Annotated in this window: 11 protein-coding genes and 1 tRNA gene; 7 read left to right on the top strand and 5 right to left on the bottom strand. The window is 59.6% G+C overall.

Annotated elements, in window-relative coordinates; genetic code table 11:
• Window positions 1–74: 74 nt before the first annotated feature.
• From tuf to H3T92_RS01495, 5 genes are all read right to left on the bottom strand, one after another.
• Complete coding sequence (gene tuf / locus H3T92_RS01475; protein ID WP_101432623.1) at window positions 75–1,274, bottom strand: elongation factor Tu; 1,200 nt, start codon at window positions 1,272–1,274, stop codon at window positions 75–77.
• A gap of 195 nt (window positions 1,275–1,469) precedes the next feature.
• Entirely contained in the window at window positions 1,470–3,596 is a 2,127-nt protein-coding gene (gene fusA / locus H3T92_RS01480) for an elongation factor G (protein WP_045924656.1), read from the bottom strand.
• A 26-nt stretch (window positions 3,597–3,622) separates the two neighbouring features.
• Window positions 3,623–4,093, bottom strand: a complete 471-nt coding sequence (rpsG, locus tag H3T92_RS01485; protein WP_015022140.1) for a 30S ribosomal protein S7 — start codon at window positions 4,091–4,093, stop codon at window positions 3,623–3,625.
• A 3-nt stretch (window positions 4,094–4,096) separates the two neighbouring features.
• Entirely contained in the window at window positions 4,097–4,468 is a 372-nt protein-coding gene (gene rpsL, locus H3T92_RS01490) for a 30S ribosomal protein S12 (RefSeq protein WP_015022141.1), read from the bottom strand.
• A gap of 540 nt (window positions 4,469–5,008) precedes the next feature.
• Window positions 5,009–5,377 carry a DUF488 domain-containing protein gene (locus H3T92_RS01495; protein WP_144085737.1) on the bottom strand — a complete coding sequence of 123 codons (369 nt, stop codon included), beginning with the start codon at window positions 5,375–5,377 and terminating at the stop codon, window positions 5,009–5,011.
• A 112-nt stretch (window positions 5,378–5,489) separates the two neighbouring features.
• Between H3T92_RS01495 and H3T92_RS01500 the strand changes: the two genes are divergently transcribed.
• From H3T92_RS01500 to H3T92_RS01530, 7 genes are all read left to right on the top strand, one after another.
• Window positions 5,490–6,488 carry a YwiC-like family protein gene (locus tag H3T92_RS01500; RefSeq protein WP_144085736.1) on the top strand — a complete coding sequence of 333 codons (999 nt, stop codon included), beginning with the start codon at window positions 5,490–5,492 and terminating at the stop codon, window positions 6,486–6,488.
• Entirely contained in the window at window positions 6,485–7,054 is a 570-nt protein-coding gene (locus H3T92_RS01505) for a DNA-deoxyinosine glycosylase (RefSeq protein WP_144085735.1), read from the top strand. The genes H3T92_RS01500 and H3T92_RS01505 overlap by 4 nt, the downstream gene beginning before the upstream one ends.
• Before the next feature lie 559 nt (window positions 7,055–7,613).
• A tRNA-His gene (locus H3T92_RS01510) sits at window positions 7,614–7,686 on the top strand.
• A 281-nt stretch (window positions 7,687–7,967) separates the two neighbouring features.
• A complete protein-coding gene (locus H3T92_RS01515) occupies window positions 7,968–8,876 on the top strand; it encodes a hypothetical protein (protein ID WP_144085734.1) in 909 nt (302 codons plus the stop codon).
• Window positions 8,877–9,432: 556 nt separating this feature from the next.
• On the top strand, window positions 9,433–10,623 hold the full coding sequence (locus H3T92_RS01520) for an NAD(P) transhydrogenase subunit alpha (protein WP_144085733.1): 1,191 nt from the start codon (window positions 9,433–9,435) through the stop codon (window positions 10,621–10,623).
• Window positions 10,620–10,988 carry an NAD(P) transhydrogenase subunit alpha gene (locus H3T92_RS01525; RefSeq protein ID WP_045924660.1) on the top strand — a complete coding sequence of 123 codons (369 nt, stop codon included), beginning with the start codon at window positions 10,620–10,622 and terminating at the stop codon, window positions 10,986–10,988. Before H3T92_RS01520 ends, H3T92_RS01525 begins: the two co-directional genes overlap by 4 nt.
• Window positions 10,985–12,394 carry an NAD(P)(+) transhydrogenase (Re/Si-specific) subunit beta gene (locus tag H3T92_RS01530; RefSeq protein WP_198189264.1) on the top strand — a complete coding sequence of 470 codons (1,410 nt, stop codon included), beginning with the start codon at window positions 10,985–10,987 and terminating at the stop codon, window positions 12,392–12,394. The genes H3T92_RS01525 and H3T92_RS01530 overlap by 4 nt, the downstream gene beginning before the upstream one ends.
• Window positions 12,395–12,427: the final 33 nt, after the last annotated feature.

The following is a 12,427-nucleotide window of genomic DNA, read 5'->3' on the forward strand; positions in this document are numbered from 1 at the left end:
ATGGGCGGGGCCCGGAATCACAGGAAGGATTCCGGGCCCCGTCATTGAATTGTGCCGATAAGCGACAGGCAATCCTACTCGATGACCTTGGTGACTCGACCTGAGCCGACCGTGTGGCCGCCTTCACGAACAGCGAAGGTCAGGCCCTCCTCCATGGCGACGGGCTGAATCAGCTCGACGGAGAAGGTGGCGTGATCGCCGGGCTGAACCATCTCCACGCCCTCGGGCAGGGTGATGACGCCGGTGACGTCGGTAGTCCGGAAGTAGAACTGCGGACGGTAGTTGGAGAAGAACGGCGAGTGGCGTCCACCCTCGTCCTTGGTCAGCACGTAGACCTCGCCCTCGAACTTGTGGTGAGGGGTCACGGTGCCGGGAGCAGCCACGACCTGGCCGCGCTCAACGTCCTCACGGCCGATGCCGCGCAGCAGCAGACCGGTGTTGTCGCCAGCCTCGGCCTCGTCCATCTGCTTGTGGAAGGTCTCGATGGAGGTGACGGTGGTGGACTGGGTGTCCCGCAGACCGACGATCTCCACGTTCGTGTTCACGGGCAGCTTGCCGCGCTCGACACGACCGGTCACCACGGTGCCACGGCCGGAGATGGTGAAGACATCCTCGATGGGCATCAGGAAGGGCTTGTCCAGGTCGTGGACCGGAGTGGGGATGTAGTCGTCGACGGCATCCATGAGGTCCTTGATGGTCTGAACCCACTTGTCGTGGTCAGGGGCATCGTCGTGCAGGGCGCCGTAGGCGGAGGTGCGGATGACGGGGCAGTCGCGGTCGAAGCCGTTCTCATCCAGCAGATCGCGGACTTCCTCCTCGACCAGCTCGATCAGCTCTTCGTCGTCGACCATATCGCACTTGTTCAGGGCGACCAGGATCTTCGGCACGCCGACCTGGCGGGCCAGCAGCACGTGCTCGCGAGTCTGGGCCATGGGGCCGTCAGTGGCGGCGACCACCAGGATGGCGCCATCCATCTGAGCAGCGCCGGTGATCATGTTCTTGACGAAGTCGGCGTGTCCGGGGCAGTCCACGTGGGCGTAATGGCGCTTGGCGGTCTGGTACTCGATGTGCGCGATGTTGATGGTGATGCCGCGCTCCTTCTCCTCAGGAGCAGCGTCGATCTGAGCGAAATCGTACTCGGGGTTGACGTCCGGGTACTCCTCATGCAGCACCTTGGAGATGGCCGCGGTCAGGGTGGTCTTGCCGTGATCGACGTGGCCGATGGTGCCAATGTTAACGTGCGGCTTGTTCCGCTCGTACTTTTCCTTTGCCATTGTATTTTGTCCTCCTGGACGTCTCGTAGGTTGCCTGCACGAACCACGCACAGAGCACTCGCTACATATTACTGGGTTATCGGGTTCTTTGCCACTTTTGCCCTCCGCCCAGTCAGCGCTACAAGAGTGTAACGCCGACTTGTGACAGAAGAGCCTTTTGGCGGCGGCCCGCCATGGCGGCGGACCGGACCGGTATTACTCGCCCCGCTGGGCCTTGATGATCTCGTCGCTGACAGCCTTGGGAACCTCAGCGTAGGAGTCCATCTGCATGGTGAACATGGCGCGCCCCTGGGTCTTGGACCGGAGGTCGCCGATGTAGCCGAACATCTCCGACAGGGGCACCTTGGCGTCGATGACCTTGACGCCGGTGGCGTCGGTCATGGACTGGATGGAGCCACGGCGGGAGTTGATGTCGCCCATGACGTCGCCCATGTACTCCTCGGGAGTACGGACCTCGACAGCCATGATGGGCTCGAGGATAACGGGCTTGGCCTTGGGAGCGGCCTCCTTGAAGCACATGGAGCCGGCGATCTTGAAGGCCATCTCCGAAGAGTCGACCTCGTGGATCTGGCCATCGGTCAGGGTCGCCTTGACGCCCACGACCGGGAAGCCCGCCAGCACGCCGGACTCCATGGCCTCCTGCACACCTGCATCGACCGAGGGGATGAACTCCTTGGTGATGTGGCCGCCGGTGACCTTGTTCTCGAAGATGTAGGATTCGCCCTCGGAAGTGTCCAGAGGCTCGAAGTTCATGAGCACCTTGGCGAACTGGCCGGAACCGCCGGTCTGCTTCTTGTGGGTGTACTCCTGGTTCATGACGGGCTTGCGGATGGTCTCGCGGTAAGCCACCTGAGGCTTGCCCACGTTGCATTCCACGTGGAACTCGCGGCGCATGCGGTCCACCAGGATGTCCAGCTGGAGCTCGCCCATGCCGGAGATCAGGGTCTGGCCGGACTCCTCGTCGGTCTTGACCTGGAAGGTGGGATCCTCCTCGGAGAGCTTCTGCAGGGCGATGCCCATCTTCTCCTGGTCGGCCTTGGTCTTGGGCTCCACGGCCACCTCGATCACAGGATCGGGGAAGGTCATGGATTCCAGCACCAGCGGCGCCTTCTCGTCGCACAGGGTGTCACCAGTGGTGACGTTCTTGAGCCCGACGAAGGCGTAGATGTTGCCGGCGATGGCCTCGTCGACCGGATTCTCCTTGTTGGAGTGCATCTGGAAGAGCTTGCCGACGCGCTCCTTCTTGTCCTTGGTGGAGTCCAGAACCGTTTCGCCCTGGGCCACCTTGCCGGAGTAGACACGCACGTAGATCAGCTTGCCGTAGAAGGGGTGGGTGGCCACCTTGAAGGCCAGAGCCGAGAAAGGCTCGTCCACGGTGGGCTTGCGATCGATCTCGACGGACTCGTCGCCGATCTTGTAGCCCTTGATGGCCGGCACGTCCTCGGGGCTGGGCAGGTAGTCCACGACCGCGTCCAGCATGGGCTGCACGCCCTTGTCCTTGAAGGCGGACCCGCAGAAGACCGGGAAGGCCGACTGCTCGATGGTCATCTTGCGCACAGCGGTGCGGATCTCCTGCTGGGAGATCTCCTCGCCGCCCAGGTACTTCTCGAGCAGATCCTCGTCCGACTCGGCCACGGCCTCGAGCAGCTCGGTGTGGTACTGCTCGGCCTTGTCCTTGAGATCATCGGGGATGTCGATGGTCTCGTACTTGGCGCCCAGGTCGGCCTCGTCCTTCCAGTAGTAGGCCACCATGCGCACCAGGTCGACCACGCCGTGGAAGTCGCTTTCAGCGCCGATGGGCAGCTGCATGACCAGCGGCTTGACGCCCAGCTTGTCCTTGATGGTGTCCACCGAGTAGTAGAAGTCGGCGCCCAGCTTGTCCATCTTGTTGATGAAGCAGATGCGGGGCACGCCATACTTGTCGGCCTGACGCCAGACGGTCTCGGACTGGGGCTCCACGCCCTCCTTGCCGTCGAACACCGCCACAGCGCCATCGAGCACGCGCAGGGAGCGCTCCACCTCGGCGGTGAAGTCCACGTGGCCGGGGGTGTCGATGATGTTGATCTGGTAGCGGTCCTCAGGATCGTGGGACTGGCGGTTCCAGAAGGCCGTGATGGCGGCGGAGGTGATCGTGATGCCACGTTCCTTCTCCTGATCCATCCAGTCCATGGTGGAGGCGCCATCGTGGGTCTCGCCGATCTTGTAGTTGACGCCGGTGTAGTAGAGGATACGCTCGGTCGTCGTTGTCTTGCCGGCATCGATGTGGGCCATGATGCCGATGTTGCGGACCTTGGTCAGGTCCGTGAGCACGTCTTGTGCCATAATTCCTTGTTCTCGCTCTCTTGGGATTACCAGCGATAGTGGGCGAACGCCTTGTTGGCCTCGGCCATCTTGTGGGTGTCCTCGCGGCGCTTGACCGCAGCACCCAGGCCGTTGGAGGCATCAAGGATCTCGTTGGCCAGCCGCTCCGACATGGTCTTCTCGCGACGGGCACGGCTGTAATCGGTCAGCCACCGCAACGAGAGCGTATTGGCGCGGTTCGGCTTGACCTCGACGGGGACCTGGTAGGTGGCGCCGCCGACACGACGGCTGCGGACCTCCAGGCTGGGACGAATATTGTCCAGGGCGCGCTTGAGCACGGCCACAGGCTCCTGGTCGGTCTTCTCCTTGACCTGCTCCAGAGCAGTGTAGACGATGTTCTCGGCGATGGACTTCTTGCCGTCCAGCAGGATCTTGTTGATCAGCTGGGCCACCACGGTGGAACCGTAGATGGGATCGGGCAGGAGCTGGTGCTTTTTGGCTGGTCCTTTGCGTGACATGTGTTACTTGGCCTTCTTTGCTCCGTACAGGGAACGGCCCTGCTTGCGATCCTTGACTCCCTGGGTATCCAGCGCACCGCGCACGATGTGGTAGCGCACGCCGGGCAGATCCTTGACACGTCCGCCGCGCACCAGCACGATGGAGTGCTCCTGCAGGTTGTGGCCCTCGCCGGGGATGTAGGCGGATACCTCGATGCCGGAGCTCAGACGGACACGGGCGACCTTCCGCAGAGCCGAATTCGGCTTCTTGGGGGTGGTGGTGTAGACACGGGTGCACACGCCGCGACGCAGCGGGCTGCCCTTGAGTGCCAAAGTCTTCGACTTGCGAGGCTTGGCTTTGCGCCCTTTGCGGACGAGCTGTTCAATTGTTGGCAACTGACTCTCTCCGATTCCTTCGATGAACTTGTCTTCGTTTGCACTGCGAGACCGCCGCACCGCAGCCGCAGTCGCTCCCAGGAGGAGAGATCAGCCACTGTCCACCGGCCCGATGGCCCCTGATCCTCCTGCCGGGCATTGCTGCCTGCATTCTTCGGATTCGGGGATATCCCGACAAGCTCACCTGTAACATAAGGCATGCTGTCGGCACACACGAGGAAAAGTATATCACCGGGGCAGACACGGCCACGTCTAGCACTCGGAAGTATGCTCTGAGCTTTGCTCACTGTGATGCCGCGCCGGAACCGTCGATACGAAGCCCCTTGCAAGAGACCTTTGGCTGGCTTTTGCATGCACCGCTCACAGATTCCAATAAAGGAACGGGCGCCCGCCTATAACAGCTTCCTAATATACAGGTGTCGGAAAAGACATAGCATATCTGTATCAGCAAATAGAGATGCCAGAAACATCAATGCCTGCGTTCGGTCACGTAAGCATCAGCGTGCGGGGATGCCCTGGGATTCGTGGGTGGCCGGCCGTCTACTTGTTGTCCTTCTCAAGAGCATGGCGAATGTAGTCGCGCAGGATCAGGGCATGGTTGACGGCCGGATCCTTGGCCGCATAGACCAGTGTCGTCCGATCGTGTTCGCGCACAATGCTCAGCAGATCCTCCAAGGCGGGATTGTCATCCAACTCAGTGCGGTAGCGGCGGGCGAATTCCTCGAAACGGTCCGGACCATGATGCCACCAACGCCGCAGATCCGAACTGGGTGCGACATCCTTGATCCAGCCGGACAGGGCTGCCCGCTCCTTGCTGACGCCGCGCGGCCAGAGCCTGTCGACCAGAATGCGGATCCCGTCCTCGTCAGCGGCCTGCTCGTATACGCGCTTGATATCCACCTGACCCATCATCTGCCTCCTGAAACCAAGGACCCGTGTGATTCATGTCTCCTTGAACCATGATATTGACGGAATCGGCATTACGGAAGAGGCAGCGACTGCCATACCAGGGCGTAGGCTGATGAGTATGCTTACAGACGCAGACAAGGGCAAGGCAGCCGGATCAAACGGCAGCAGACCAAGCCCTCAAGCCCGCAATTCGGCAAAACCGACCGGACCAGGATCCAAGGGACGGCAGTGGCGGCGCCTATGGATACCCGACCAGATAGGCGGCTGGGCCATGGCCTTGATGCCGGGCTTGGCTGGGCTGCTGGTCGGAGGCCCGACCTGGAGGAGCCTGCTGCTCATGGTCGCCTGGGCCTTCTGCTACTGCTTTGAATTCACCGGTTCACGGTGGATGGTTTCGCACCGAGCTGCCAGATTCGCACCACCGGCTTTGGGATACGCCCTGCTCACGGCCGTTACCGGGCTAATCCTATTGGTCGGTACCCCTGGGCTCCTGCGATGGGCCCCGCTCTACCTGGTGCTGGGTGTGCTGAACTTTGCCGCCGCCTGGATGCGAACGGAACGCTCCTGGTGGAACGATACGGTGGCCGTGACTGCGGCCTGCACGCTTTGTCTGATCGCCGTCTCCCTAGGGTCACGATTCCAAAAGCCTGGATCAGGACTGGAAGGAGCCAACTCTGGCTACTTCGGATGCCAACCAAATCCTGCTGTGGACTGTTTCGCCAGCGGATTCCTGCCAAGTGCCGCCCTGCCATCGGTTGGAGTGGTCAGTGCAGCGGTCTTCGCCGTGACCCAATTCGGTTCGGTCATCTTCGTCAAGACCATGATCCGCGAGCGCGGCAAGACCTGGTGCTACCTGCTTTCGCTGGCTTGGAACCTGGCCCTCTGCCTGATCGGGGTCGCCATGATACGCACCGCAGGATGGTGGCCTTTATTGACCGCCCTAGTTCTGTTGGTGCGCGCGGCCCTGCTGCCCGCAATCTCCCGTCGGCGCCGCATCCCCATTCTGTATGTGGGACTGGTCGAATGCGCCACCAGCCTGCTGGTCTTCATCCTGGTGATCGCTCAGGCTGACGTGATGACTGCGGCTCTGACAAGCCTGCTCGGCGCATGACTGCAGGTTCGTCCTCACACGTCACTCATGAGTTCGGGCCTGTCTGGAATGACCGGTCTCGTGCGCTGATCCTGGGATCCATTCCCAGCCCGAGCTCGCGTGAGGCTGGCTTCTACTACATGTTTCCGCGCAACCGCTTCTGGCCCGTGCTGGCCGCGCTCTTCGACCAGCCTGTTCCAGAGCCCGATCCGGCTGTCCGCGCCAAGTTTGCGCTCAATCACCGCATTGCCCTCTGGGATGTCATTCAGGAATGCGACATCCATGGTGCCTCTGACGCTTCAATCACCAATGTCGTGCCTACCGACATCGCCGGCCTGCTGGACCGTGCGCCCATCGGCACCGTATTCACTACAGGACGAAAGGCCGGACAGCTTTACCGTCGCTACTGCCTGCCGAATCTGGAGAAAAAGGGGTATCGACCGACCATGATCAATCTGCCATCCACCAGCCCTGCCAATGCCGCCATGAATCTGGCTGATCTAATCAAGGCCTACCACCCAATAAGAAAAGTGCTGGACGACGAAGAGCCCAATAGGCAAGACACTCGCATCGACTTTGGCAAGTAGACAAATACCGACGGTCAAAGCCGGAAATGTTGGGAACCTTCCCAAAGATGGATTCGCCTCCCGGGTCCAGAACGCAATCGGCTGGTAAACGCAATTCTGAATGGGCGCGAAACTGCTATGGCCTGCCTGATGCAGAGTACATCCACGATCATGAATCACTGCCCTACTCCGACCGACGAACGGTTCTAGTGAACTCAGATGACCAGCCAGCCGCCGTCCTTAGATATGCCTCGGTGAAGGTAACCCGACCGGGTTTGGTCACGTGGCAGCATGTTCTGCATGAAGGAGAAGGCTATAAAAGTCTGATGAATTGGCGCAAGGCTCATATTCTGCATGTCAAAGAGCGCGCGACAAGCGTTGAATGATCCGGACTTCAAGTCGACAACCAGAGCCCAGTTGTGCCAGAGACTTTACATAGAGGCCATGGTCGTGAACTGAAAGCCCAAAGGCGAAGCACAACCTTTGCCACATGGGTCAGGCTTCACCGGCGTGCCATGTCATGCCATCGTGTATAGTTTCATCTGTTGCATTGATCCGCCATGCGGGTCGATTCACCATGGTGGCTATAGCTCAGTCGGTAGAGCACCTGATTGTGGTTCAGGAGGTCGCGCGTTCGAGCCGCGTTAGCCACCCGTTTTGTTCGTATGCTTCCAAATTTCCTATGAGCTATTACATTGAATTGCTTCGCCTATGAAGCCACCGGCCTGAAAAAGCTCCATTGCGGGTATACAGTGCACGATTGCTTATCACATAAAGGTCAATAGCGGAACGATATTGGCTTGATGCCGGTCAATGCCGCTTGTACGAGAAAAGCACACATAGACTGGCCTCAACGGAGGTTGCTTCCTAAAAGTAGGTGGGCCGCCAAATGACCTGCCGCAAGCATCAGGGAAGAACAAGCTTGGAGGGTCAGATGAGCAACAATCGAAACGAACGAGCGAATAAGAACCAAGGCAAGCATGAGGAATCGCGGGTGCCCGACAACCAGCAGAAGAGGCATGAGGGCAACTCCTCACAGAGCAACAGCACTCGGGGAAGTTCCCAACAGACAACAATGAACAGCAAAAACCACATGCCAAAACCAGTGGACGATGCCGAGGCCAGAAAAGAGAACCAAGTAGAAAATTCACCCAAGCCGAAGCCTACATCTGAACAAACAGGCGAGAAGGAAGGCAGAGATTCATCCACCAAGGACGCTGATCATGACAGGCCTGAAGCACAACATAAGCAGGAACAGGCACCAACCGCCGATCATTCGCAGGCCGGCCATCCAGACAGCGGCCATGACCCTTCCCATGATCATAAGCCGAACCAACCTAGTAAACCTGTCGATAAGCCGTCTCAGCCGATGAACGTTGCCAGCGTACCCAAACCACCCAAGGCGAAGAACCATGACTCCTTCTATCTGGGCCTAGCCTCGGCAGTCCTGGTCGCAGCTCTGGGCCTCAGCCTGAGCACCATGCCGATCTTCTTCTCCCTGCCTCTTGCCGCCGTCCTCTTCGGAATCGGTATCTGGCTCCTCTCCTATGCCAGCTTCAAGTCTCCCGGCAAGCCGGAGGGAGAGGGAACGGAGACGGACAGGCATACCAGGACGGTAGTCGTGGCGACGGTCCTTCTGGTGCTGCAGACCTTCATCATGGATGTCTTCATCTTCACCCGAATGGGAACAGTCGGCAAACACCAGAACGCCATCGTGATCACCTGGATCATCGCCAGCATGATCGAGACCCTGGCTGCCTTCGCCCTTATCTACCATCACAATCCCCTGCAGTCCAAGCCCAAGGATTCCGCGGCAAACGACAAGCATGAGGGAAGGGAATAAGGCGCCACAGCGCACATCAATCAGAGATGACACACAAGTCCAGAAAGGCGGACTGGCCGTCAATGTGAGACCGCCTCAGCAGACGAACAAATCAGCTCACCAAGTCGTTCTGTCGCCAAGGTCTTGTGCTCATTGATGTTTTGCATCTCATGGTGCCGCGTATCATTCTTGAAGACGCGCGGCACCCTAGCATGATCAACCCACATGCCGTAGCTGGTCATAGCTGGAAACTGTCGGATGGACAGGGCTGCGATGCCATGTGCTATGCCGACCGGCTCCCAAAAAATTCGGTAACAAAACCGTGAGCCCATTTTTCGGACGTTACAACTCTTCAGACATTGCATAGGTTGCGCGGGTGCAACTATGCGGGCACAGCTTCATGCTCCTTCTATTTCTCGTCCACATTCGAAAAATACCTTGAGGTTGGTCCCTTCTCGACTGATACTTATAAAGCGCAAGCACATACAGGCTGCGCTAACCTCCCAACAGCAAGGTGCAGCAACTAGAATCAATGGTGAAATTGCTCACACACAGTTGTGTTTGAAAAAGGAAAGACATGAGTGGACCAGAACAATCTCCCGTAACCTTCGGGGTCCTCAAAGAGACAAACGAGGAAGAGTCTCGTGTGGCCCTAACGCCAGACATCGCGACCCGGCTGACCAGGCAAGGCATCACCTGCCTATTGGAGTCCGGGGCCGGGGCTCGAGCCGGCTTCCGGGATGAGAACTACCAGCGGACGGGAGCCACAGTCACCGACAGGGATACCGTCCTATCCAAATCAGAAGTCCTGGGTTTCGTCAACAGACCGGATAGCTCCTTGCTGAAGAGGATTCCAGCCGGAACATGGATCATCGGCATGCTGGGGTCCTTGAGCGACAGGGACTACATCAAATCCCTGGAAGCGGCCGGGCTTACGGGAATCGCCATGGAGCGGCTCCCCCGACAGCTCAGCTCGGCCCAGTCCATGGATGAGATGACCTCACAAAACTCGGTCATGGGATACAAGGCGGCCCTGGTGGCTGCCGATGCCTATGGATCCTTCTTCCCCATGATGACCACTGCAGCAGGAACCATTCGACCAGCCAAGGTCCTGGTCCTGGGTGCGGGGATTGCAGGCCTGCAGGCCATCGGGACCGCAAAACGTCTGGGAGCCGTGGTCACCGCCTATGATGTCAGGCCCGCTTCCAGGCAGGAGGTGGAATCCTTGGGAGCCAAGTTCCTCGACTTGGGGCTGGACTTCTCCAAGGGACAGGGCCAGGGCGGCTATGCACGGCAGCTGACCGACCAGGAACAGGCCCAGCAGCAGGCTGCGGTGGATGCCAAAGCAGCAGGCTTCGATGTGGTCATCACCACGGCCAAGGTTCCAGGCGGAAAGCCTCCTCGCCTCCTGAGCGCCAAGGGTGTGGCCAATCTGCACCCCGGAGCAGTGATCGTGGACTGCGCCGCCAGCGATCTGGGCGGCAACGTCGAGGGATCACAGGTGGGAACCAGGACCACCGACAAGGGGGTCATCATGATCGGGGCACCATACCTGGCCAGCGGTGTAGCCACGACGGCCTCCAACCTCCTGTCCAGAAATGTAGCGGACGTATTGGTGCACTTCCTTCGTGATGGCGCGCTCAGCATCAAAGCAGACGACGAGATCGATCAAGCACTGGTTGTATCTAATGCATCCGATTCCGGCGCGCAAGGAAGCGCTGATACCCCAGATGCCGAAAAGACCGAAGAGAAAGGTCAAGAGCAATGAATTCTGTGGTTATAGCAATTACGCTTTTCATTCTGGCCCTGCTGATCGGCGTGGAGGTGATCGGCAAGGTTCCGGCCACGCTTCACACACCGCTCATGTCAGGCGCCAACTCCATTCATGGCATTGTGATCGTCGGAGTAGTCATCATCGCGGCAGAGGCTCACTCCCCGCTTTCCTATGTACTCATATTCCTGGCTGCCGTCCTCGGCGCCATGAATGTGGTAGGCGGCTACGTGGTGACCGACAGGATGCTGGAGATGTTCAAGTCCTCCAAACCCGACAAGGGAAAGGATAAGGCCAGCCAGGACGAACAGGCTTCGTCCCTCACGACCGAGAGCGCTAAGGACCAGGGAGCCGACAAGTGAATACCCTCGATATCATCACCTGGTTCGTCTATCTCCTTTCCTCGGTCATGTTCGTCATGGGCCTGCACTACATGAATTCCCCCAAGACGGCCCGTACAGGTAACCGAATTTCGGCAGCAGGCATGGTCATCGCCGTGGCCATGGCCTTCATCCACCTGTTCGCCACCGGTTTCACCTCATCCCTGGCCATCGTTCTGCTCGTGCTTGGTATCCTGATCGGATCCGCAGCAGGGGTCTACTCGGCCAGGAAGGTCAAAATGACGGACATGCCTCAGCTGGTTTCCGTCTTCAACACGGTCGGCGGCGGCGCTGCAGCCCTAGTCGCCCTGAACGACATACTGACTTCCGAGGGCACCCCGACTCTGGTGGTGCTGATCACCGCCGGCCTGGGCGTGGTCATCGGTTCCATCACCTTCACCGGCTCCCTGATAGCTGCCGGCAAGCTCCAGGGCATCAGCCTGATCAAAAATCTGAAACTACCAGCAAAGGCCGTCTGGAATGTGCTTTTCGCCCTGTTGACGGTCCTCAGCCTGGTCATGCTCTGCCTGAATCCCGGCAATCGAACCCTATGGGCCATCCTCACGGCCATCTTCGCCCTGGGCTATGGACTGGTCTTCGTCATCCCCATTGGCGGTGCCGACATGCCCGTGGTCATCTCCGTCTTGAACGCCTGCACCGGCACAGCTGTGGCCATGAACGGCCTGGCCATCGACAACGTCGCTCTGATCGTGGCAGGCGCTCTGGTAGGCGCAGCAGGGGCCACTCTATCCGTCCTGATGGCCCAGGCCATGAACAGGCCGCTCCTGAGCGTTCTGGCCGGCGGGTTCGGCGGCTCCTCGACCAATGCTGCCCAGGACGCGAGCACCCAAGGGACCATGAAGGAGACCACGCCCGACGATGTGGCCGTCCAGCTGGTCTATGCCGACAAGGTCATCTTCGTCCCCGGCTTCGGTCTGGCACAGGCCCAGGCCCAGCGCGAACTGGCCGACCTGGGCGAACTGCTGAAGGGCCGCGGCGTGGAGGTCTCCTATGCCATCCATCCGGTGGCCGGCCGCATGCCCGGACATATGAACGTCCTCTTGGCCGAGGCCAACGTCCCCTATGAGGAATTGATCGACCTCGACGACATCAATCCCCAGTTCCCATCAGCCAACGTCGCCTTGGTGGTCGGCGCCAATGACGTGACCAACCCGGCTGCACGACGACCGGGGACCGCGGTGTCTGGCATGCCCATCCTGGACGTTGACAAGGCCCAGCATGTTGTTGTCCTCAAGAGAGGCAGGGGCAAGGGGTACGCCGGCATCGAGAACGAGCTCTACTTCAACCCGAACACGCAGATGCTCTTCAATGATGCCAAGGCCAGCCTGCAAGCGATCATCGCCTCCGTCAAGGAACTCATCGCCTGAGCATATGCTGTAGTGAGTACCCTGGCTCCGGAT

Source organism: Bifidobacterium sp. W8112 (assembly GCF_016101425.1).
Taxonomy (GTDB): domain Bacteria; phylum Actinomycetota; class Actinomycetes; order Actinomycetales; family Bifidobacteriaceae; genus Bombiscardovia; species Bombiscardovia apousia.

Excerpts from the sequence above, each read along its gene's own strand:
- H3T92_RS01520 (WP_144085733.1), top strand. The coding sequence starts at position 9,433 with ATGAGTGGACCAGAACAATCTCCCGTAACCTTCGGGGTCCTCAAAGAG.
- H3T92_RS01525 (WP_045924660.1), top strand. The coding sequence starts at position 10,620 with ATGAATTCTGTGGTTATAGCAATTACGCTTTTCATTCTGGCCCTGCTG.
- H3T92_RS01500 (WP_144085736.1), top strand. The coding sequence starts at position 5,490 with ATGAGTATGCTTACAGACGCAGACAAGGGCAAGGCAGCCGGATCAAAC.
- H3T92_RS01515 (WP_144085734.1), top strand. The coding sequence starts at position 7,968 with ATGAGCAACAATCGAAACGAACGAGCGAATAAGAACCAAGGCAAGCAT.
- H3T92_RS01495 (WP_144085737.1), bottom strand. The coding sequence starts at position 5,377 with ATGGGTCAGGTGGATATCAAGCGCGTATACGAGCAGGCCGCTGACGAG.
- rpsG (WP_015022140.1), bottom strand. The coding sequence starts at position 4,093 with ATGTCACGCAAAGGACCAGCCAAAAAGCACCAGCTCCTGCCCGATCCC.
- tuf (WP_101432623.1), bottom strand. The coding sequence starts at position 1,274 with ATGGCAAAGGAAAAGTACGAGCGGAACAAGCCGCACGTTAACATTGGC.
- H3T92_RS01505 (WP_144085735.1), top strand. The coding sequence starts at position 6,485 with ATGACTGCAGGTTCGTCCTCACACGTCACTCATGAGTTCGGGCCTGTC.
- fusA (WP_045924656.1), bottom strand. The coding sequence starts at position 3,596 with ATGGCACAAGACGTGCTCACGGACCTGACCAAGGTCCGCAACATCGGC.